Raw genomic sequence first — 21,131 nt, forward strand, 5'->3', positions numbered from 1 at the left:
GAATCGAGCCCCCGCAGGCCGCCCGATCCCCCTAACAGGCACAGCGAATACCCCCACCTAAAGCGGCAATTCCGACGTCTGCTTGATCACCTGGCTCGGGACATCGGTCTTGACGTTCTGCACCCCCTTGATACGGCTGAGATGCTCGGACTGGAAGCGCCGGTAGTCGTCGATATCCTCCGCCACGACGCGCAGCAGAACGTCGCAGTCGCCGAGCATCAGGTAGCATTCCAGTACCTGCGGAAACCGCCGGACCTTTTCGACGAAATACTCGATGGTGTCCTCGTCCTGCGCCGTCAGCCACACCCGTGTGAACAGGGTCAGCCGTTTTCCGAGCTTCGCCGGGTTCAGCACCGCGACGTAGCGGTCGATGATGCCAGCCTCCTCCAGGAGCTTGACCCGCCGCAGGCAGGGCGACGGCGACAGCCCCACCTCCTTCGCCAGTTCGATGTTCTGCATCCTGCCGTCACGCTGCAGGGCTCTCAAAATCTTCCGGTCGATGTCGTCAAGCTGCATGTGGCACCTGATTTCAATATAGTTGTTAATAGCAATACATGATGCCAAACAGGATGAAAATACCGCTATCTTCGCCACCAAATTGCGTGAAGTTTGGAATAAAAAAAGCACTCCAAAGTGATGCCGCCGACCGGCGACGGGAGTGAACATGATGAGCGCAATCGAGACCAACGCACAACAGCGCATCGACAACCGCACCCTGGCTGAGGTGCGCCGCGGCGTGGCGGCCTGCGTCCCCGTGCTGCTTGGCATTGTCCCCTACGCGCTGGTGCTTGGGGCTCAGGCGGCGCAAAAGGATCTGAGCCTCATCGAGGTGCCTTTGATGACGGGGCTGAACTTCGCCGGCGGCTCAGAGTTCGCCGCCATCCAGCTCTGGACATCGCCGCCGCATGTCGCCCTCATCGTCGCCATCACGTTTCTGGTCAATAGCCGGCACCTGCTGATGGGTGCGGCGCTGGCGCCCTTTCTGCGGCATCTGCCGAAGCGCAAGGTGCTTCCGGCCCTCTTCGTCATGACCGACGAAAGCTGGGCGCTGGCCTTGGCCGATATCAGGGAGCGTGCCGCCCGCGGCCTGCACCCCGCATTCAGCATGCCCTATTACCTCGGCACCGCGCTTGTCTTCTACGCAGCCTGGGTAGGCTTCACCACACTCGGTGCAGTCCTCGGGCCGGTCCTCGGCGACGTTAAGGCCTATGGCTTCGACATGGCGTTCCCGGCGGTCTTCCTCGTCCTCATGCGCGGCATGTGGAAGGGGTTCGATGCCGCCCGCCCCTGGCTGGTCAGCCTCGTTGTCGCCGCTGTGACCTATCTTGTCGTCCCAGGTGCCTTGTACGTTGCCGCCGGCGCCGTGTCCGGCCTCATCGCAGCCTATATCCTTACAGGTGAAGCATGATCGATCCGATGACATTCCTCACCATCGTCCTGATGGCGATCGTCACCTACGCGACGCGCATCGGCGGCTATCTCGTGCTGCGCAACCGCGCGCTCGGCGCCCGCGCCACGTCCGTCATGGAAGCGGCTCCCGGATGCGTGCTGATCTCAGTGATCGCCCCGGACTTTGTATCGAACAGCCCCGCGGACCTGATCGCAATTGCGTTGACGCTCGCCGCCGCCACACGCTTTTCCATGTTGCCAACGGTGACGATCGGCGTCGCGGCGGCAGGGTTCTTGCGCCATTTTATCGGGTGACGCATGGACTTCCAAGTCCGCAGCGCGGATCCCCGAGACACACGCAATATCCCCGTCCCGCAAACCTCGCCTACACTAGCTCCCGTCCCGCCCCCGGATACGCTGCCAGCCGTGGCAGTAAGGCGGGGCCGGCGCCGGGTTCGGGGAAAGGACGGAAGTCCCCGAGGCCGGGGTTCGCAAGAAGGTTCCCCTCCGCAGGCCGATGCTGCTGCGGGCGTGCAATCGCACAGAGGACCGACAAGGCCGTAGCGGAACGCGTTTGCGGGCAGAAACCTCCGAACGGGGCGCTGAGAGGTGTCACCTATTCTTATTCTCACGAGGCAGCTTTCAGCGCCCCGTCCGACTTGCTCTTTGAAAACCACTGCGGTTTTCCCGCGCGTGTGCGGAAGCGTTTTTTTTGGGGGCGGCAGCGGATGCCGGACTACCTCTCCCCCTGGGGGGATGGGTAGCGCCACGAACGCGGAGGAAAAGTACCCCTCCCGCTCTTTGGGCCACCTTCTCCGCAAGGCGAGGGAAAGGCGGGACCCGCGCCCTCCTATTTTCCCCATCGCCACGGGTTGTGCTAGGCTCCGGTACCAGAGGGGCGGATGGCGTAGGGATGACACGCGCGCAGCAAGTTGGCGTCATTGTCGGTCTGGTGATCGTAGCGATCCTCACGATCCTGAGGGCCAGTGACCCGCAACTCATGCGGCTGGCGCGCGAGGTGGCGTTCGACGAGTATCAGCGCATCGCACCGCGGGCATTTGAGGACCTGCCGGTCCGCGTGATCGACATAGACGAAGCGTCGCTGAAAGAATTTGGCCAGTGGCCATGGCCGCGGGACCGCATGGCCATGCTGGTGGACAGGCTTTCCGAAACGGGAGCGGCGGCGATCGCATTCGACATCCTCTTCTCGGAACCCGACCGCCTTTCGCCCCGCACGATCATGCGCGATGTCGCGGGGGTCGATCCCTCGCTGCTTGAGCGGCTTCCGGACAATGACGAAATTTTTGCGCGGTCGATTGCCGAAAAGCCCGTCGTGCTCGGCTTTGCGCTCTCCAACGAAGGCGGCTACCGGCCTCAGGTGAAGGCCGGCTTTGCCTTCACGGGCGAACCGCCCTTCCGTGCGCCTCCCCGCATCACGAGCGCGACACCCTTGCGGCCGCAGCTTGAGGCCAATGCCGCCGGCATCGGCCATATCAGCCTCAACCCCGGCGATCCCTCGGCAGTGGTGCGCACCGTGCCGCTGCTGCTGAGCGACGGGGAGCAACTCTATCCCAACCTTGCGCTCGAAGCGCTGCGCGTCGCGCAGGGCGCGTCCACCTACGTGCTCGCCGATGCGCCGAACGTGCCGGACACCATTACCTTGATCAAGGTCGGAGATTTCGTCGTCCCGGTGACGGCATCAGGAGAGCTCTGGCTCTATGTCAGCCCCGACAGGGCAGACCGGTATATTTCGGCGCGACGGATACTGGCGGAAAAAGGTGTGTCGCCCGAAACAAGCGCTGCGCTCGAAGGCAGCATCGTCTTCGTCGGCACGTCGGCCGCGGGCCTGCAGGATATTCGCACAACAGCGCTCGGGCAGAACGTTCCCGGCGTTTCGCTTCAGGCCCAGACCGTCGAGCAGATCCTGTCCGGGCGTTTTCTCTCGCGTCCCGACTGGGCCGACGGCCTTGAAATCCTGTCCATTGCGGTGGCGGGTACCCTGCTCGTCATCCTGACCACATTCGTCAGTCCCGCCATGGCGCTGGCCTGTGGGCTGCTGATTACCGCACTCGCACTTGCCGCCTCCTGGCTCGCCTTCCTCTACGGTGGCCTTCTGCTTGATCCCCTGGCACCGATCATCAGCGGATCAGTCACGCATTTCGCGGCAACCGCGTTCCGCTTTCTGGTGATCGACCGGGAACGCCGGGAGGTCCGCGCCGCCTTTGGCCACTACCTCTCCCCGTCGCTCCTCTATCGCATCGAGCATACCCGCGACGCCTTGCGTCTCGGCGGCGACGACCGCGAACTGACGGTGATGTTCGTCGACATCCGCAACTTCACCGAGATCAGCGAGCGACTGGCGCCCACCGCCGTCGTCGGCTTCCTGAACACCTTTCTCGACGCCCTCAGCCGCCATATCATCGAGAACGAAGGCACCCTCGACAAGTTCATCGGCGACTCGATCATGGCCTTCTGGAACGCGCCCGTCGATGTGAAAGATCATGCGGCCAAGGCGGTCCATGCCGCATTGGCGATGCGCGAGACGCTTGCCCGTCTCAATGCCGATGACGCGTTCGGATTTGGAAATGGACAGGCAGTGGGCATCGGCATCGGTATCCATACCGGCCTTGCCTGCGTCGGAAACATGGGCGCCGAGACCCATTTCAACTATTCGGCCGTAGGCGACACGGTCAATGTGACCGCACGCATCGAGAGTGCCTGCAAGGAAGTCTGTTTCGACATTCTCGTGTCGGAGAGCACAGCGAGCCTCGCGCCGCAGTATGCGCTGCTCGAGGCGGGAGCGCTGACGCTCAAGGGCAAGAGCGCGCGAACCCGCACCTTCGCGGTCATCGGCGACGAGCGCCTTGCCATGTCCCGCGAATTTGCCGCACTGAAGCATGTGCACGAGCAACTGATCGAAGCCCTGGCATCGCGATCGCCGGCTGTCCGCGACGTGCTGCGCGTTGCAAAACGCAGGGCGGCGGCAGTGCCGGTGGGTCTGGCGGAATTCTATCGCCGCATCTCGCGCAGGGCCGACCACTTTCTGCAGCGGCCCGCCGCAGCGCCGCCCGTCCTACCAGATAGAAAAACGTTACCGTAACACCCTCATACTGTAGCAGCGCTTTGGCGGCGTAAGACCAATTCGAGCTGACAGGAGCATCGTGGCGTCCGCGAAGATGCCTCCCTGTCATTTCCCGCTCTTGCCTCTGTCGTTACGGTCCTTGCCCTTGTCGTTGCGGTCCCTGTCGTGGCCGCGATGGTAGCCGTCGTCGTGATCACCGTGATGCTGGCTGCCGTCGTCGACGCTGTTGCCGTCGCGATCATGATGGTTGTGATGATGATGCCTGTCGGGCTTGTCATCGTCATGGTGCGGCTTGTCGGGCTCCTCATCACGCGGCTTGTCAGGCTCATCCTCATCGGGCGGGTCCTTGGGGTCGACCCTCTTGTCCGGCTTGATTGGAACAGCGCGTTTCTCCTTGGGAACGACGTCTTCCCGCTGAATTGCCACGTTCGTAAGGCCGCAACCACCGCCGCCAAGCGCTGAAAGCTTCTGACTGCCCGAGAGAAACGGCAGCGCCTTGGCATTGCCGAGCGTCTTGAAGATGCTGCGGTCGACCCGGCGGGTTTCGGTCAGGCCGCCGTTGCGGTTGGCAACCACGCAGTCGCAGCGCCGCGTGAGTTCTCTGCAACCGCCCTGGCCGCAAAAACTGGCTGATCCGCCCAACAGAACGACCGCGGTCGTGCCGTCGGCACCGATATAGAAATCGAACACAGTCCCACGGACGCCGATCGTGCCGGCTGGCGTTACGATCTCATAGGCCGCGTGTTTGGAGTTCCCGCTTATCCAGCGAAACGTCCCCTTGGCCGCTTTGACGGTGAGCTTCTTCACAGAACGGGAGCCATCGAAGACGAACTTGTCGATGACCACGGATGAGCCCCACCCCACGGCAAGCTTGGTGCCATCCTGGAATACAAACTGGCCCAGCCCGGATAGGGACGTGCGGATCCGTTCGTCCTGGAACACCGGATCGTTGACCGCAAGCTCACCGCTCGCCCCTGTCACCGCAGTCTTGATATGGACCGCCTTGCCGATCGATTCCGCAGCGACTGACGGCGATGCAGCGGCGAGCAGAACACTGAGCGCGACGACGACCGCCCGATCTGGAGCAAACATCTCCCCCTCCATCGAAACGCAAAACATTAGCATATTATAATTTAGCTGTCTCGCGATCCACGTATGGCAATCCGGCCACGAGAGACGGCGGGCAATACCGGGTGGAACGGGAATGGGGGCGGGGGTGGTTTGCGGAAGGGGAGGTTGGCGGTACCCCTTAAACGCAACGCGCGTCTTGCACTACACGGTGATCTTTTCGCGCGTCGCGTAAAGTCGTGGAGGTTGGTGCTGAACCACTCCCTCCTCGTGCGGAGGTAAGCCACAGGCGCCGAAGCAAGGCCCCCTTGCTGGCCCTCTCACCGCAAAAGGGTACAAATCTTCGCCTGCAAAGGCGCCAGATTACGCGCCCTTGGAAAACAGTGAGGCCAGCGTGCGTTTCGGGGCGGACAAGCCTTTCATGCTCTTGACGATGACCATGTGCGAGATTTCCCCGCGCTTGAAGGCTTTCAGGAAGCGCGGATACTCCTCGAAGGCGACGCAACCGTGCGAGTCGCCGCGGTTGCGCAGGAGATAGCTGTGGGCGAGCAGACCGACGCGGCCATGCGGCGCGACGCCGTCGATCGGCGTCAGGCGTACGGCCGCCACACCGTGGAACAGTGACTCGCGCATTGTCACCTTGTAAGTACCGGGCGGCGTCGGGCCCTTCATCTTCACATGGACATAAGCGGGATTGTCGCGCATCTTGCCGATACCGGAATGGGCCTCGAGCTTCTCACCGTTCGGCATGTAAACCACGCCGGCCGAGATATCGTAGTAGGCAACGCCCTTGCGGCCGCGGAAAGTCGGACGAACCTCGTCCTCATCGTCCATGGGAAGATCCGGCTTGGCATAGGCAAGCTCTTTGGTCCCCGGCTGCTTGGTCTGATCGGCAGGTTTGCCGGCGCTGTCGGCAAGGCTCCGCGGTTTGGAGAGCGGTAGCGGCCCCAAATCCGGTAGCATGCCATTCAGCGACGATGCCGGCTCCTGCATCACGAGGCTGAAGGGTTTGCCCAAACCGTCCTTGAGCGAGACGTTTTCAACGAGAGCGTTGGCCACCACGGGCGTCGAGCCGGTGATCACGTCGTCGCCCCTCGCCGCAGCCGCCTTCGCCAGCGCCAGGACCTGTGTCTTTTCGATAAAGTCGACGGCAGGTTTCGCCAGGGCAATGGCCACGATGCTCTTCTGTGGCACAATCGTCGAGGCCAGATGGATGCGCGGCAGGACGGTCAGCCGCGAGAACTTGGCAACGCGCACCACGCGCTGCTGTGGGGCGGCGCGCACGATCGCATTAAGTCCCAAGGAGGCTTCCAGGCGGGGATTTTTGCCTGACGGCAGCGATGGCCCCATGGCCTGCATGGCCGCGAAGGTCGCGATCATCCAGATCGAAGCGGCGATGCCGACGCCTATAACGGTCGCGCCGGAGACGAGAGAATGCGCCTTTTTCGAGCGGCCTCCCGATTTCCCGGATGAGGCGACATGACTGAATTTTTCGACCGCAAACGCCATGATACTCGTTACCCGAAACGCATTACTCAATCCAAAGGCAACGGAACGCATTGCCGAGGAGGCCGGTCCAATGCTTGAGAGGCGCCAATTGCTGCGCTTTCCTGGGCATGCCGATCGATCAGAAGAATGACAAAGTATGGTAACCAATTCCTTTACGCGGGCTCCGCGAAATATCGAGGAGGAGGATGCAGGAGGAAGAACAGCATTGCGGCATATAAAAAGGCGAAGAAGGCCGTGCCCTCCCCGCCCGAGACATCGTGGTCCAACGGACATGTGGCATGCGTCAGCGCCTGCATCGAGCGGAGGCTCGGCAGTCTGCGTCTGTGTTCGGTCTCAAAACCTTTATTTTTGACGATATTATGGAGGCGAAGAAATGGGCGGGATTTTTCTTGGCATTACTGTATCGTTCTGCGATCGTCCCGCTTGAGCGCGCCCCTCTGTTCGACGTGCTTTCCGATCCGATTTTCCACACAGGACAGCGTCCGCAGTTTCGCGTTCGCTCAGACGCACTCTCGGTCCGCGCGGCGGGCTCCCCAGCACCAACCGGCCGCTCGCCAATGCCGCACCTGCAAGCTTGCAATGCCTAAATCAGTGGTAGAGAACGATGCCCCACCCGCCGCTCCGCGAACAGTGGTGGAAATCGCGGGGATGTGACCGGCTTTGTTAAAATTGCAGCAAATTTCGGCCGAAAAAATTAAAGCGCCGCCACTACGAATTTGGGCTTATCCGCGCAAACGGACCAAATCATTTTAAGCGCCGCCCGGCAGAAATTCGCACCCATGAGTTTTCTTTCCGCCATCGCAGTCATTTCCCTTGCAGTCATGTTTCCCGTGCTCCTGTCGCTTCGCAAGACCAGCGTCCCGGGCATAACGAGCTTCTGCCTCGCCTGTGCTCTCTCGGCGCTTTCCGCCGGATTGGGCCTCACATCGGCGATCGCCCCCCCGTGGATCCACGCGGTGATCGGATCGACATTGATGGTCGCCGCAGGCGTGATGACGTTGAACGGTTTCCGCGAATTTCTGGGGCGAAAACCACTCGGATCGCGGCCGCTCGTCGCAACCCTTGCCTGCACTGTCCTGATGCTTGGCGCCCTCAGTGACATGTTCGAAGACCGCGACGCCTGCCTCGCCGTGAGCGCTGGAGTGGCGGGGATGATCTATTTCCTCGCCGGCGTCTCGATCCTGCGTCACTGGTCGAGGAAACGCGCCGTCGCCCCCTATACGCTGTTCTGCTGCGTTTCGGCCTTTGCCGTCGCTGCCCTGCACGCCATTCGCGTCATTGCCGCGGCGACGGATTTCAGCACCGCCACAGAACCGCAACTGTGGACGACAGCCCTTCTGGCCGCCCGTCAACTGATGATGCCGCTGTTCTTCCTCGGTGTCATTTTGTTGTTGCACGGATGGATGATTGCCAATCTTCGTCACTTGATCGCCCACGACGAACTGACGGGTGCCCTGTCCCGCCGGGCCTTCATGGCCGGATATGAGCGGATGTTCCACGTCGCCTCCGGATCGGGTCGCCAAACAACGTTGATGCTGCTCGATCTCGACCGGTTCAAACAGATCAACGACCTGCATGGCCACGCCGGCGGCGACGCGGCGCTTGTACACTTCACCAGGACCGTCCGCGCTACGCTTGCCGGGCGCGGCATCCTCGGGCGCCTGGGCGGCGAAGAATTCGGTATCGCAATCGCAGGCATCGGGCGACCGGAGGCAGGCGCGATCGCCGATGCGATCTGCGCCGCGGTGAGGACGACACCCGCCAGCGGCCGCAAAGGCGCGGACATCGCGCTGACCGTCAGCATCGGCGTCGCCATCGCCGAACCCGGTGGCGCACTGGCGGATGTCATGGTGCAGGCCGACATGGCACTTTACGAAGCCAAGGCGATGGGACGCGACCGGTCGAGCATTGCCGATAGCCTTCAGGCCGCCTCCTCGGCCAGCGCCCGCGCGCTTGCAGGCGCCGCGGCCCAGATGCGGGCGGCAGCTGCCATTGCGGTTACCTCAGCGCAGCCGTTGTCGAAGGCCAGCTGAGATCAACGCGGCAAGGGTTTCTGACGACCGTGCGGCTTGCATTGCCACGCGGCCGTCCTATGTGAGGGATACCGCCCCTGGAGAACGATCAATGCCGCTTGCCCTTCGTCTTGTCAGCGCTTGTGCCCTTTTCGCGGCAAGCGTCGCATCCCTGCCCGCGCAGGCCGAAACCGTCGGCGAGGTCGGCGTCGACTGGCTCGGCAACGACATCCTGATCGATGCGGTTACGGATCCGAAGGTGGCCGGCGTCACCTGCCACGTCACCTATTTCGATCGCAGCGTCATCGACCGCCTGAGAAAGGGAAACTGGTTTGAGGATCCCTCCAACAATTCGATCGCCTGCCGCCAGACCGGGCCGGTAACGATCGGCGATATCGACCTCAGCCAGGAAGGCGAAGAAGTGTTCCGAGAGGGGCTTTCGCTGATCTGGAAGAAACTCGTCGTCAACCGCATCTACGACAAGAAAAACAATACTTTGATCTATCTCGCCCATTCGCGCGAACTAACCGACGGCTCCGCCAAGATGTCGATCTCGACCATTCCGCTCTTCGGCCAGCCGGTGACATGGACGGACGGTGCGCCGAAGTAACCGCGTTACCGATCTGCGAAGACGTCCTTGGAAGTAATGATGCGAACGCCGGCCGCCGCCATTTCGGCAATTGCGGCCTGCACGCCGGCGGGGTCGATACCGCGGCTTGCATCGGCAATAAACCGGACATCAACACCGGGCATCATCACCATCGCGTCAAGCGCCGAGGCCTTGACGCAATAATCGGTCGCAAGGCCGCAAATATCGAGGGTGCCGACGCGTGCCCGGGTCAGGTAGCCCGAAAGTCCTGTCAGCGCGGAGTGATCATTGTCGCGAAAGGCGGAGTAACTGTCGACCTCACGGTTCTCCCCCTTGCGCTGCACGTGGTCGATGCCTGCGAAGTTCAGACCGGGATGGAACTGGGCATCTCGGGTGCCCTGGACGCAATGATCCGGCCATAACATCTGCGGCTTGCCGTTCAGCGTGCCCTTCTCGAAAGGCTTCTTTCCGGGATGCTGGGAGGCGAAGCTGCCATGATCGGCCGGATGCCAGTCCTGCGAGGCGACGACCAGATCATACCTGCCCTCGGCGATCAGCCGGTTGGCGACCGGCACCACATCTTCACCATGCGGTACCGCAAGGTTTCCACCGGAGCAGAAGCCATTCTGGATATCGACGAGCAGAAGGCATCTCACGGCAGTCTCCTATCATTGCTGCGACACGTTCGGGCGGAGAAACGGCGCCCGGTTTTCGCATCGCACAATAAACGCAGCGGCGGGAAAAACCAGCCAGCATCTGCCATCGGTCAATCTATCACGAACGCACAAAAACACCGCCCGGTTTCCCGCACGGTGCTTGCCGTTCTTGCAAATGACGCTTAGGCGGCCTGCGCCAGTTCGTCGGCAATGACCGTGTCGAGGTTGAGGAAGCAGACCATGGTCTTTTCCAGTGCCACGATGCCGCGGCAGAAGGCGCGCTGTGCCTCTGGAATGATCTCCGGCGCCGGCTGCAGGTCTTCGCTCTTGATGGTCATCATGTCGGAGACCTGCTCGACCAAAAGGCCGACCAGCTTGCCGGCGATGTCGGTGACGATGATCGCCGAGCGCTCGGACGGTTCGGTCATCTTCATGCCGAGGCGGCAAGCCATGTCGATGACCGGAATGACGGCGCCGCGCAGGTTGATCAAGCCGAGAACGTAAGGCGGCGTGTGCGGCATCGGCGTCACCGGCGCCCAGCCACGGATTTCGCGGATCGCCATGATATCGATGCAAAATTCCTGATCGCCTAGGTGAAACGAAACGATTTCGAGATAGGCACCGGACTGCTTGATTGCGTTTGACATGATCAGAACTCTTCCCAGTTTTCGGCGGAACCCGATGCCTTCGGCACGGACGACGCGGGGCTGCTAAAGGCGCCCGCCAGCTTGCCCATCAGGGCCTTGGCAGGAGACGGCGCGGGACGCGTGGTGGCCGATGTGGCGACGCGGACCGGTTGACGGATTTGCGGGGCGGACGCGCCGCCGAGCTGGAACTGGCCGATCATTGCAGTCAAGCCTTCGGCATCCTGTGCCAGCGTATGGCTGGCGGCATTGGTTTCCTCGACCATGGCGGCATTCTGCTGGGTCATCTGATCCAGCTGGCCGATGGCCGTATTGATTTCCTGAAGACCGGTCGACTGCTCGCGGGCAGCCATCACGATCGACGTCATGTGCTCGTTGATACGCACCACATCCGTGCCGATGCGCCCGAGCGCCTTGCCGGTTTCCTGCACCAGGCGAACGCCGGTTCCGACCTCGGTGCTGGAGCGCCCGACCAGAACCTTGATATCCTTGGCAGCGCCCGCTGCCCGCTGGGCAAGTTCGCGAACCTCCTGAGCGACGACGGCAAAGCCCTTGCCGGCTTCACCAGCACGGGCAGCCTCGACGCCGGCATTCAACGCAAGCAGGTTGGTCTGGAAGGCGATCTCGTCGATCACGTTGATGATCTTGCCGATTTCGGACGATGCGTTTTCGATCCGGGCCATGGCTTCGACCGCTTCGCGAACGATACGGCCGGATTCTTCCGCATTGGTGCGCGTCTCGCCGACCATCTGGCTGGCTTCCTCGGCGCGCTGCGTGGCGGTGCGCACGGTAACGGTGATCTGGTCGAGCGCTGCCGAGGTTTCTTCGAGGGAGGCAGCCTGCTGCTCGGTCCGCTTCGCAAGATCGTCGGCGGCGCCGCGCATCTGCTGGCTGTTGGACTGGATCGAACTGCTGTTTTCGCGGACGCTGGCAAGCACGCTCTGCAGCTTTTCCACCGTGTGATTGAAGTCCTGGCGCAGCGTTTCGAGATCAGCGCGGAACGGCTGGTCGATCGTTGCCGTCAGATTGCCTTCGGAGAGGCGATTCAGACCCAGTCCAAGCGCCGTGACTGCCGTCTGCACCTGCCGGGCCTCTTCAGCGCGGGCTGCCTCGCTGGCCGCGCGCTCAGCTTCATTTTCGCTGCGGCTTGTCGCTGCCGACCGTTCAAGATCGCGTTTTTCAACGGCGGCCGCCCGGAACATCTCGACGGAACGGGCCATTTCGCCGATCTCGTCGCTGCGGCTGACCGCGTCGACTGCGGTTTCGTAGTCGCCTTTCAGGATGCGCTGCATGCTGTCGCGCACGGCAAAAACGCCGCGGCGGAGGACGTTGCCATGGAAATACAGCATACCCAGAAGCGACGCCATGGCGAAGAGCCCAACGACAATCTGGAACAGGAGGGATTCGTGCGAGCGCTCGGTTGCATCGGCGACGCGCGCAGCAAGCGCCAGGCCAGCCTCTTCATACAATTTTCCAAGCGTTACGGCCATGCGCTCGCCGGCGCCATCAATCGTATCGTCGATAGCGCCGTATGCATCCGCGGGAGCGCCCTCTTCCACCATTTTCTTCAGGTCCACCTGAATAGCCTTGGTTATCTCGGCGAGGTCGGCATCAAACGTTGCCATGATCTCCGGCTTACCCAGAGATGCGGCCAATTCCATTGCCGCCGGCTTCCCGGCATTCAGTGCCGATATGAAATCGGCGACCGCCGTCACCCGTTCCGGCGCGACCTGACGCTCCTCGCGATCGACAATCGTATCCATCGCCACCAGGGTCAGCTCGACGCTGGCAAGCCGCATGGCCCCGGCGTTCTCGATGGCATCCTGCGCGACGATGGCTTTGTCGAGCGCCTGTTCGACATGCGAATTCTGGTACCAGCCAACAGCCAGCATCGAACCGACGCCAATGAATGCGGCGAAACCCAGGGTGCCGAGCCGCTGGCTGACGGAAAGTTTACGGTCGAGTTTTGCAGACGTCATACAGCGTTATCCAGTCTCGTAAGTGCGGCAGCGAGCGTCGCGCGCAGAAAGGGAGCGATGATGCGGGAACCGGACTCGGACAAACCGGCGACGTCATGTCGGGCAAGGGATTTCGCACCCCTTCACGCGCTTAGAATATGGCAAACACAAATTAAACTTTTGCTAAAATGAGCGACGAATTCTAGCGAGCTGAACATGCGGGCCGCGTTAGAAACGCTCCGCCCACGCCTTTCAATAATGAACGCGACCGGGTATCATGACGGCATGCAAGACGATGTGAAAAAGCACCCGCAAACCTTGATGATCACGGTCCTCGCCGGCGGCGGTCTCATTCTATTCCTTGCCGCTTTTCTCGGATGGATCGTCCAGGGACCGGAGATCTTCCTGACCATGGCCGAAAACGGCCTTTCCTGGTGCTTCTGATCCTGCCTGCCGCATATTGACGCTGGCCGCCCGAACGTTTGCAACCTGCGGTCCGAAGGTCTATCTGGTCATCGGGATTGGTTAAATGGACCGGACGTCATCATGAAAGCACTTCGCATTGTTCTTTGGGTCGTCGTTGCGGTAGCAGCGGCCGTACTCGGCTACGGGACCTACACGCTGACCAAGTCGAAGGATCAGCTCGCGGCCGGCCCCTTCGGCGTGCCGTTCCAGCTCGTCTCCCAGACGGGCCAGCCGATCTCGGAAAAGGCCTTCACCGGCAGGCCGACGGCCCTGTTCTTCGGCTTCACGCACTGCCCGGAAGTCTGCCCGACGACGCTGTTCGAGTTGGACGGCTGGCTGGAAAAGGTCGATCCGGACGGCACCAAACTGCAGGCCTATTTCATCAGCGTCGATCCGGAACGCGACACGCCTGAAGTCCTTGGCCAATATGTGTCGAACGTTTCCAAGCGCATCACCGGCATTTCCGGTCCGCCGGACAAGGTGATGGAGATGATCAAGGGTTTCCGGGTGTACGCCAAGAAAATCCCGCTGGACGAGAAGAAGCCGGACGGCGATTATACGATGGACCACACCGCCTCCGTTTTCCTTCTCGATTCCGAAGGCAAATTCACCGGCACGATCGCTTACGGCGAAAATCCGGACACTGCGGTCAAGAAGCTGGAAAATCTGCTGAAGACATAATGATCGCCGCGAGGAGCTGATGGGGGAACGCACCGGAAGTTCAATTCTGATTGCCGGTGCGGGGCCCACCGGACTTGCTCTGGCGCTCGAACTCACCCGGCGCGGCTTCCGTCCGCGTCTGGTCTCAAGGGCCGCGGGACCGGCAGCAATCAACGAAAGCCGGGCGCTCGGGATCAACGCCAGAACCCTGACGCTTCTGGAAGCCTGCGGCGCCACCGCCCTGATCCTGGCTGAGGCCCGGCGCCTGACCAAATTCAAGATATCTTCCGCAGGCAAGTTGCTGCTGACGATCGACACCGAAAAATTCCGCGGCCCCTATTGCCCGATCTACGCGTTGCGGCAGGGCGAAACGGAACGGTTGCTGCTCCAGCGGCTGTCCGCTTTCGGCATAAGGCCCGAGTGGTCAACGCACGTTCAGACCGTGTCCGGCGATGTCCGGAACCCGATCGTCACGCTTCTGCACGCGGACGGACGGGCAGAGACGGTGCTGCCCGACGTGCTGATCGGTGCGGATGGAGCCCATTCCTCTGTGCGCAAGGCCTGCGGCTTCGCTTTTCCGGGCGATGCGATCGAAAGCCAATTCTTCCTCGCCGATTACCGCTATGCCCAGCAGGTCGATACCAGCTTCGTCCAAATGAATTTTCTCAATCCGGGCGTGCTCGGACGCCTGCCGGTGTGCGAAGACACGCTGCGTTACGTATCGACGATCGAGGATTTCGAAACTCGCATCGATCATCCGGCCACGGTGCTGGAACGGACGTGGAAATCGGACTTCACCATCAGCTTCCGCCACGTCGAAACGATGAGCCGCGGCAATGTCTTTCTTGCCGGCGACGCGGCGCACGTGCACTCGCCGGCCGGTGCGCGGGGCATGAACCTCGGTATCGAGGACGCCTGCTGGCTCGCCTGGCTGATTTCCGAAGGGCGGGAACAGGACTATTCCAACCTGAGAATGCCCGTCGTCAAAACCGTGCTCAAGGATACGCGGCGCAACACCACCTTCATCACCCTGAAGAATCCGCTCCTGACAGACCTGCGCGCCCTGTTGATGCCGCTGTTAAACCACATGCCCGGCTTCACGGCGGCGGCGCTGCGCAAGGTTTCCGGCCAGGACACGCCGCCGCCACCGTGGATACCCGACGCCAGATAGGGGCTGCGCTTTACCTTTGATCGGCGCGCATGCTAGAGCCGCGCAAGCCGCCGCCCGGCAATCACCCGCCGACCAAGGACAAACACATTGAGCGACCTTCGCCTGTTCATCACCACGACCGAAAAGCAATCCGAAGTCATCATGGACCTGATGACCGATGCGTTCGAGGATGACGGCTATGCCATCGCCACCATGGAGATGGACGAAAAGAAGGACATCTGGGAGGCCTCGCTCTACATTGACTTCCACGAGGAAGACGAGATGCGGGCGCGCCTGAGCGACGCCATTGCACCGCATTTCCCTGATGTGAAAATCGAGCGGGAAGTCATTCCCGATGTCGACTGGATCGCCAAGTCGCTGGAAGGCCTGTCGCCGGTGCGCGCCGGCCGCTTCCTCGTCCACGGCTCGCATGACCGCGACAAGGTTCGTGTCAACGACATCGCCATCGAGATCGATGCCGGCCAGGCTTTCGGCACCGGCCACCACGGCACGACGGCAGGCTGCCTCGAAGTCATCGAAACCGTCATGCGCGCCCGCAAGGTCCGCAACGCGCTCGATCTCGGCACCGGCAGCGGCGTCCTGGCGATCGCGGCGCGAAAGCTGAAGCCGGTGCCAGTTCTCGCAACCGACATCGATCCGATCGCAACGCGTGTTGCGGCCGAGAATGTCCGCCGCAACGGCATCGCCAGCGGCATCACTACCGTAACCGCCGCCGGCTTTCACTCGCCGGCCTTTGCCGGGCACGGTCCGTTCGACCTGATCATTGCCAACATCCTTGCCCGCCCGCTGATCAAGATGGCGCCGCAGCTTGCCAGTCATCTGGCGCCCGGCGGCTCGGTCATTCTGTCCGGCATTCTGGCGTCGCAACGCTGGAAGGTGCTGTCCGCCTATAACGGCCAGCACCTGCGCCATGTCCGAACCATCTGGCGCAACGGCTGGGTGACGATCCATCTCGACCGTCTCTGACGGAGATCAATACTTCGGGACTGGAAAACGAAAAACCCGCCTGTCCGTCATGGACAAGCGGGTTTTCGAAACAAAGGCGATGCCGAAGCACCGCCCGCTGACCGGCAAGCCGGCCATGTCCGCGAGCTTGAGGAGGAGGAGCGCTCAAGCGGACTCTTCATGATCCAAAATTGGCCACCCGGAGGGAGGAGGAGAAGGATGACCAACCATTCTCGGATCATGCAGCTCTTGCCTTTCGGCATTCGCGTGAACAACAGATTTGCGTCCGTGTTCGTTGAGCGGGTTTATAGACTATTTTTGAAATGGGGCTAGGTGCATTGCAGCATGGGAGCCATGCGCGCGGCGCATAAGTATGATAATTATGGCGGCGCGGCGATGCGAGGATTGAATGCTGGCGACGATCATACCCCTCCTTTGCCTCGGGCTGATTATCTGGATCCTCGGCACGGTCCTTTCATCGATACGCGGCAGGAAAAAGGAGAGCGGGACAGTCTGGCCGCCCTACCCTGTCATTGATGCCACGGAAGAAGAGATGCAGCGCCGGCATCTCGAATGCCGGGACCGTCTCAGTCGCGCAGCCTACGGCGAGGCAGCCGCGCGGTCGCTCTGGCAAAAACTTATGACATGCGAATCGGGCTCGGGTCTGATCCACGAATTCCACCGCGATTATTGCGGACATGGCCTGATCCGCACCGGCAACGCCGTCACGCTGCGCAAGATCTACGACGGGGGCTACAGCACCGGCGATCCGATGGCAGAGTGGCAGACAGAAGCCGATTTCGTCGCCTTCTTCTCCCGCCAGTCGGATTTCAGTTGCAGCGGCTTCGACCCACAGGAGCCGGTATTCCTCACCGACGACCGCTGGTCGCAGAACAATCAACGCTTGACGTTGGGTGTTATCCGGAAATTCGTCAAAGACTGAGCTGGCTGGGCTCCGCCCGTTACACCATCTAGAAACACGGGCTTTCGCTGCTCCGCCTGTTTCCGCTAGAGTGCCCCCACCTTTCAGGAATCGGTGCTTCGCCAACCGGTTCCCTCTTCGGACCCTCGCAGGAAAATCAGATGTTCCAGTCCTTTGAAGTCACCTCCACTCCGCAATTCGGCAAGGAACGCGTCAATGCGCTGCGTTCCGCCTTCGCCAGCCTGAACATCGACGGCTTCCTCGTTCCCCGCGCCGACGAATTCCAGGGCGAATATGTCCCGAAATCGGCCGAACGTCTTGCGTGGTTGACCGGCTTCACCGGGTCCGCCGGCATTGCCCTCATCACGCAGAGTCAGGCGATTGTCTTTGTGGATGGCCGTTACGTCACCCAGCTCAAGGAGCAGGTGGACGGCACGGTTTTCGAAGGCGGCGATCTGGTCGGCGAACCGCCGCATCTCTGGCTTGAGCAGCATGGCAAGAAAGGCTTCCGCCTTGGCATCGACCCGTGGCTGCATACCGGCGCCGAGGTGCGCAAGCTCCAGAAGGCGCTGGAAGGACTGGGCGGCACAGTTGTCTTCCTCGACCACAATCCGCTCGACCGGCAATGGGCTGACCGGCCCTCCGCCCCCCTCGGCCGCGTCAAGATCCAGCCGCTGGATCATGCCGGCGTGCTCGCCAAGGAGAAGCTTGTGACGATGGCGCAGAACGTAGCCAAGGCAGATGCCAGTGCTGTGGTTCTGACCGACCCCTCATCGATCGCTTGGACCTTCAACATCCGTGGCAGCGACGTGCCGCACACGCCGCATCCGCTGGCCCGCGCCATTGTTCACGCCGATGGCAAGGCCGAACTGTTCCTCGACAAGCGCAAGACAGGCATCGAGGAGGAAGCCTATCTGACCCAGCTTTCAAGCCTTGAGGCGCCCTCCTCCTTCGAGGACCGGATCGCAGCACTCGCCGCGACCGGCGCAAAGATCATGATCGATCCGGACCACGCGCCGTTTGCGCTCGCCGAACGCATCCGCGTCAGCGGCGGCACGGTTGTCGAGGCGATCGATCCCGCCCGCCTGCCCCGCGCCCGCAAGAACGCGGCCGAAATCGAAGGCTCTGCCCGCGCGCATCTGCAGGACGGCGCTGCCATGGTCGAGTTCCTCGCCTGGCTCGATGGGACGCAGCCTGGGACGGTCACCGAGATCGGCGCTGTCGAGAAGCTCGAAGCCATCCGAATCGCCGTCGGCGAGCGTATGCAGAACCCGCTCAAGGACGTTTCCTTCGACACGATTTCCGGCGCCGGTGAACATGCGGCGATCATGCATTATCGCGTCACGACCGAGAGCGATCTGGCGATTGCCGACGGGACGATGTTCCTGATCGATTCGGGCGGCCAATATATCAACGGCACCACGGATATCACCCGCACCGTTGCGATCGGCACCGTTCCGGACGAGCAGCGACGCTTCTTCACGCTGGTTCTCAAGGGCATGATCGCCATCAGCCTCGCCCGCTTCCCGAAAGGCTCGCGCGGCGTCGATCTCGATCCGCTGGCTCGCATCGCGCTCTGGAAAGCCGGCGCCGACTTTGCCCATGGCACCGGCCACGGTGTCGGCTCCTATCTTTCCGTCCATGAAGGTCCGCAGCGCATCTCCCGCGCTTCGACGCAGGAACTGCTGCCCGGCATGATCCTGTCGAACGAGCCCGGCTATTATCGCCCCGGTTCCTTCGGCATCCGTATCGAGAATCTCGTGCATGTGCTGGAGGCAAGTCCAATCGAGGGCGGCGACCTGCCGATGCTCGGCTTCGAAACGCTCACCTTCTGCCCGATCGACCGCCGCCTGGTCGTCGCGGGCCTGCTGACCGAAGAAGAACTGGACTGGCTCAACGCCTATCACGCCGAGACGCGGGAAAAACTGTCGCCGCTGATCTCGGACGAAAAGGTGCTGGAGTGGCTGAAGGCGACGACAGCGCCGCTGGCCCGGTGAGAGATATGGCCCGCTCCCTCCGGAGCGGGAAAGTCACGACATAACCCAATGCCGGATCGTCATGACCACCAGCCAGCCGGCGAAGAGCATCCAGAGCGACGAGAAACGCAGGCCGACGGCGCAGCCGACGAGCATCGACGCTGCCACGTCCCAGCCGCCATGAACGAACGCCGGCGCAACCAGCGTCGAGAGCACGGCGGCGGGCACCGAATTCAGTGCCGCTTCCATGCGCGGCGGAATGCGCTTCATCTGCGTGATCATCACGTAGCCGCCGATGCGGGTGAGGAACGTCGCAAAGGCGGCCGCGAGGATGGTGTAGATCAGCTGCATGTGCTCTGCGCTATCCATGATCAGACCTCGTGTTCCAATGTCACCGGCCCTTCATGCAGCTTCGGCAATGGCAGGCAGGCGGCAAGCAGGATGCCGGCGATGGCGCCGATGCTGACGTGCCAGGGCGAGCCGACGAAATGCACCGCAGCGATGGATGCCACCGAACTGGCGGCAACGACCGGCAGCCAGTTGTCACGCTTGCGGAAGCCTAGAACCAGACCCATGAAATAGATCGGCAACAGCACGTCGAGACCGATGGCGCTGGGATCGCCGATCATCTGCCCGAAGATGGCGCCGAGCAGCGTCGTCACCTGCCAGGGCAGATAGATGATCATGGCGAAGCCGAGATACCAGGCGAAGGTCACCGGCTCGCCGCGCTCGGCCCGCTTCTCGGTTTCGGCATATTGCGGATCGACCAGCAGGAAGAAGGTGAAGAACTTCTGCAGGCCGGAAAAGTGCCGGATATGCCGGGCGATCGACGCCGAATAGAGGATGTGACGGAAATTGACCGCGAAGACCGACAGCACGATCAACCAAGGCTGAACCTTGTGGCCGAACAACTCGATGCCGACCATCTGGCTGGCGCCGGCATAGATCGTTGCGCTCATGAAAACCGCGTCGAAGACGGAAAAGCCGTTGTCGACCGCCAAGGCACCGAACAATGCGCCGAAGGGCGATGCCGAGACCGTGACCGGGAAGCCGCCGCGAACACCCTGCCAGAAATCATCTTTTGTCATGAGGAAACTTTCCGGAGCAGGCCGCGGCCAAGACTAAACCGCGCCTTCCCAGGAAGCGCGAGACCCGCGCACAGATAGGCCGCGACCGGCCGAGGAACAATTCAATAAGATTGATGCAGCGATCCAAATTTCTGATCGAAGCGGACCGGAGTAGTGCCCGGCCCGCTGCACCGCTCAGCGCTTGACCTGAAACGTGTGCTCGATGCCGGGAAACGTCCGCGCCTTGACCTCGTTGGCGTAGGCTTCGAACGCCGCGGAAATCTGCGGGGCCAGTTCGGCGAAATGCTTGACGAAACGCGGCTTGAAATCGCTGAAGATGCCCAGCATGTCATCCGACACGAGAATCTGGCCATCGCAGGCCGGCGACGCGCCGATGCCGATGGTCGGCGCCCGGAGCGATGCGGAAATTTCGCGCGCCAAAGGCTCGATCGTGCCCTCGACGACGATGGCAAAGGCGCCGGCGTCGTCGATGGCCTTGGCGTCGCGCCGGATCTTTGCCGCTTCCTTGTCGTTGCGGCCAACCGACCGGTAGCCGCCCATGGTATTGACGAGCTGCGGCATCAGGCCGACATGACCGAGCACGGGAATGCCGCGCTGGGTGAGGAAATCGACAGTCTCGGCCATCTCCGCACCGCCCTCGAGCTTCACCGCGCTGCAACCGGTCTCCTTCAGCACGCGAGCGGCGGTGGCGAACGCCTGCTCCTTCGATTCCTGATAGGAGCCAAACGGCAGATCGACGACGACGCAGGCTTTTTCCGAGCCGCGCATGACGGCCTGGCCGTGCGCGATCATCATGTCGAGCGTGACAGCGACGGTCGAATCGAGGCCGTAGAGCACCATGCCGAGGGAATCGCCGACCAGCATGAAATCGACATGCGGATCAAGCAGACGGGCGATCGGCGTGGTATAGGCCGTCAGGCTGACGATCGGCCGCTCGCCCTTCAGCGCCTCGATGTTGCCGGGGCTCAGGCGACGCTTCAATGCCTGTACACTCATG

21 protein-coding genes are annotated in these 21,131 nt (G+C 62.0%); 12 read left to right on the forward strand and 9 right to left on the reverse strand.

Annotation, left to right across the window (positions count from 1 at the left end; translation table 11 throughout):
* Window positions 1–57: 57 nt before the first annotated feature.
* Entirely contained in the window at window positions 58–516 is a 459-nt protein-coding gene (locus WI754_RS18205; protein WP_349434857.1) for an Lrp/AsnC family transcriptional regulator, read from the reverse strand.
* Window positions 517–667: 151 nt separating this feature from the next.
* Here WI754_RS18205 and WI754_RS18210 point away from each other — a divergent pair, with 151 nt between their 5' ends.
* The 3 genes from WI754_RS18210 (at window position 668) to WI754_RS18220 (ending at window position 4,489) form a co-directional block, all read left to right on the forward strand.
* Complete coding sequence (locus WI754_RS18210) at window positions 668–1,408, forward strand: AzlC family ABC transporter permease (RefSeq protein WP_349434858.1); 741 nt, start codon at window positions 668–670, stop codon at window positions 1,406–1,408.
* A complete protein-coding gene (locus WI754_RS18215) occupies window positions 1,405–1,704 on the forward strand; it encodes an AzlD family protein (protein WP_349434859.1) in 300 nt (99 codons plus the stop codon). The genes WI754_RS18210 and WI754_RS18215 overlap by 4 nt, the downstream gene beginning before the upstream one ends.
* Window positions 1,705–2,302: 598 nt before the next feature.
* The gene (locus WI754_RS18220; protein ID WP_349434860.1) at window positions 2,303–4,489 is read left to right on the forward strand and encodes an adenylate/guanylate cyclase domain-containing protein; all 2,187 of its coding nucleotides are present in this window, start codon (window positions 2,303–2,305) and stop codon (window positions 4,487–4,489) included.
* Window positions 4,490–4,576: 87 nt separating this feature from the next.
* Here the strand turns inward: WI754_RS18220 and WI754_RS18225 are convergent, their stop codons facing one another.
* Both WI754_RS18225 and WI754_RS18230 read right to left on the reverse strand, forming a co-directional pair.
* Window positions 4,577–5,563, reverse strand: coding sequence for a FecR domain-containing protein (locus WI754_RS18225; RefSeq protein WP_349434861.1), 987 nt, complete (start codon window positions 5,561–5,563; stop codon window positions 4,577–4,579).
* A 339-nt stretch (window positions 5,564–5,902) separates the two neighbouring features.
* Entirely contained in the window at window positions 5,903–7,048 is a 1,146-nt protein-coding gene (locus WI754_RS18230; RefSeq protein WP_349434862.1) for a DUF2778 domain-containing protein, read from the reverse strand.
* Window positions 7,049–7,326: 278 nt separating this feature from the next.
* On the opposite strand from WI754_RS18230, the gene WI754_RS18235 reads away from it, so the two are divergent.
* The 3 genes from WI754_RS18235 to WI754_RS18245 all read left to right on the forward strand — a co-directional run bounded on the left by WI754_RS18235 (window position 7,327) and on the right by WI754_RS18245 (window position 9,670).
* The gene (locus WI754_RS18235) at window positions 7,327–7,635 is read left to right on the forward strand and encodes a hypothetical protein (RefSeq protein ID WP_349434863.1); all 309 of its coding nucleotides are present in this window, start codon (window positions 7,327–7,329) and stop codon (window positions 7,633–7,635) included.
* A 192-nt stretch (window positions 7,636–7,827) separates the two neighbouring features.
* Window positions 7,828–9,081 carry a GGDEF domain-containing protein gene (locus tag WI754_RS18240; RefSeq protein ID WP_349434864.1) on the forward strand — a complete coding sequence of 418 codons (1,254 nt, stop codon included), beginning with the start codon at window positions 7,828–7,830 and terminating at the stop codon, window positions 9,079–9,081.
* A 91-nt stretch (window positions 9,082–9,172) separates the two neighbouring features.
* Entirely contained in the window at window positions 9,173–9,670 is a 498-nt protein-coding gene (locus tag WI754_RS18245; protein WP_349434865.1) for a CreA family protein, read from the forward strand.
* Window positions 9,671–9,675: 5 nt separating this feature from the next.
* Here the strand turns inward: WI754_RS18245 and pncA are convergent, their stop codons facing one another.
* The 3 genes from pncA to WI754_RS18260 form a co-directional block, all read right to left on the reverse strand.
* Window positions 9,676–10,305: a bifunctional nicotinamidase/pyrazinamidase gene (gene pncA / locus WI754_RS18250; protein WP_349434866.1), complete on the reverse strand. Its 630-nt coding sequence runs from the start codon at window positions 10,303–10,305 to the stop codon at window positions 9,676–9,678.
* A gap of 182 nt (window positions 10,306–10,487) precedes the next feature.
* Complete coding sequence (locus tag WI754_RS18255; RefSeq protein WP_018326507.1) at window positions 10,488–10,952, reverse strand: chemotaxis protein CheW; 465 nt, start codon at window positions 10,950–10,952, stop codon at window positions 10,488–10,490.
* A 2-nt stretch (window positions 10,953–10,954) separates the two neighbouring features.
* The gene (locus WI754_RS18260; protein ID WP_349434867.1) at window positions 10,955–12,928 is read right to left on the reverse strand and encodes a methyl-accepting chemotaxis protein; all 1,974 of its coding nucleotides are present in this window, start codon (window positions 12,926–12,928) and stop codon (window positions 10,955–10,957) included.
* A gap of 300 nt (window positions 12,929–13,228) precedes the next feature.
* Here WI754_RS18260 and WI754_RS18265 point away from each other — a divergent pair, with 300 nt between their 5' ends.
* From WI754_RS18265 to WI754_RS18290, 6 genes are all read left to right on the forward strand, one after another.
* Window positions 13,229–13,351 carry a hypothetical protein gene (locus tag WI754_RS18265; RefSeq protein WP_349434868.1) on the forward strand — a complete coding sequence of 41 codons (123 nt, stop codon included), beginning with the start codon at window positions 13,229–13,231 and terminating at the stop codon, window positions 13,349–13,351.
* A 102-nt stretch (window positions 13,352–13,453) separates the two neighbouring features.
* On the forward strand, window positions 13,454–14,053 hold the full coding sequence (locus WI754_RS18270) for an SCO family protein (protein WP_349434869.1): 600 nt from the start codon (window positions 13,454–13,456) through the stop codon (window positions 14,051–14,053).
* Window positions 14,054–14,072: 19 nt separating this feature from the next.
* Entirely contained in the window at window positions 14,073–15,203 is a 1,131-nt protein-coding gene (locus WI754_RS18275) for an NAD(P)/FAD-dependent oxidoreductase (RefSeq protein ID WP_349434870.1), read from the forward strand.
* Between the two features lie 87 nt (window positions 15,204–15,290).
* On the forward strand, window positions 15,291–16,169 hold the full coding sequence (locus WI754_RS18280; RefSeq protein WP_349434871.1) for a 50S ribosomal protein L11 methyltransferase: 879 nt from the start codon (window positions 15,291–15,293) through the stop codon (window positions 16,167–16,169).
* A 388-nt stretch (window positions 16,170–16,557) separates the two neighbouring features.
* Window positions 16,558–17,091: a hypothetical protein gene (locus tag WI754_RS18285; RefSeq protein WP_349434872.1), complete on the forward strand. Its 534-nt coding sequence runs from the start codon at window positions 16,558–16,560 to the stop codon at window positions 17,089–17,091.
* Window positions 17,092–17,231: 140 nt separating this feature from the next.
* The gene (locus WI754_RS18290; RefSeq protein WP_349434873.1) at window positions 17,232–19,067 is read left to right on the forward strand and encodes an aminopeptidase P family protein; all 1,836 of its coding nucleotides are present in this window, start codon (window positions 17,232–17,234) and stop codon (window positions 19,065–19,067) included.
* Between the two features lie 33 nt (window positions 19,068–19,100).
* Here the strand turns inward: WI754_RS18290 and WI754_RS18295 are convergent, their stop codons facing one another.
* From WI754_RS18295 to panB, 3 genes are all read right to left on the reverse strand, one after another.
* Window positions 19,101–19,415, reverse strand: a complete 315-nt coding sequence (locus tag WI754_RS18295; protein WP_349434874.1) for an AzlD family protein — start codon at window positions 19,413–19,415, stop codon at window positions 19,101–19,103.
* 2 nt (window positions 19,416–19,417) lie between these two features.
* Complete coding sequence (locus WI754_RS18300; protein ID WP_349434875.1) at window positions 19,418–20,134, reverse strand: AzlC family ABC transporter permease; 717 nt, start codon at window positions 20,132–20,134, stop codon at window positions 19,418–19,420.
* Between the two features lie 174 nt (window positions 20,135–20,308).
* Complete coding sequence (panB, locus tag WI754_RS18305; protein ID WP_349434876.1) at window positions 20,309–21,130, reverse strand: 3-methyl-2-oxobutanoate hydroxymethyltransferase; 822 nt, start codon at window positions 21,128–21,130, stop codon at window positions 20,309–20,311.
* Between the last annotated feature and the right edge of the window lies 1 nt (window position 21,131).

The sequence above is a fragment of the Pararhizobium sp. A13 genome, assembly GCF_040126305.1.
Lineage (GTDB): Bacteria > Pseudomonadota > Alphaproteobacteria > Rhizobiales > Rhizobiaceae > Pararhizobium.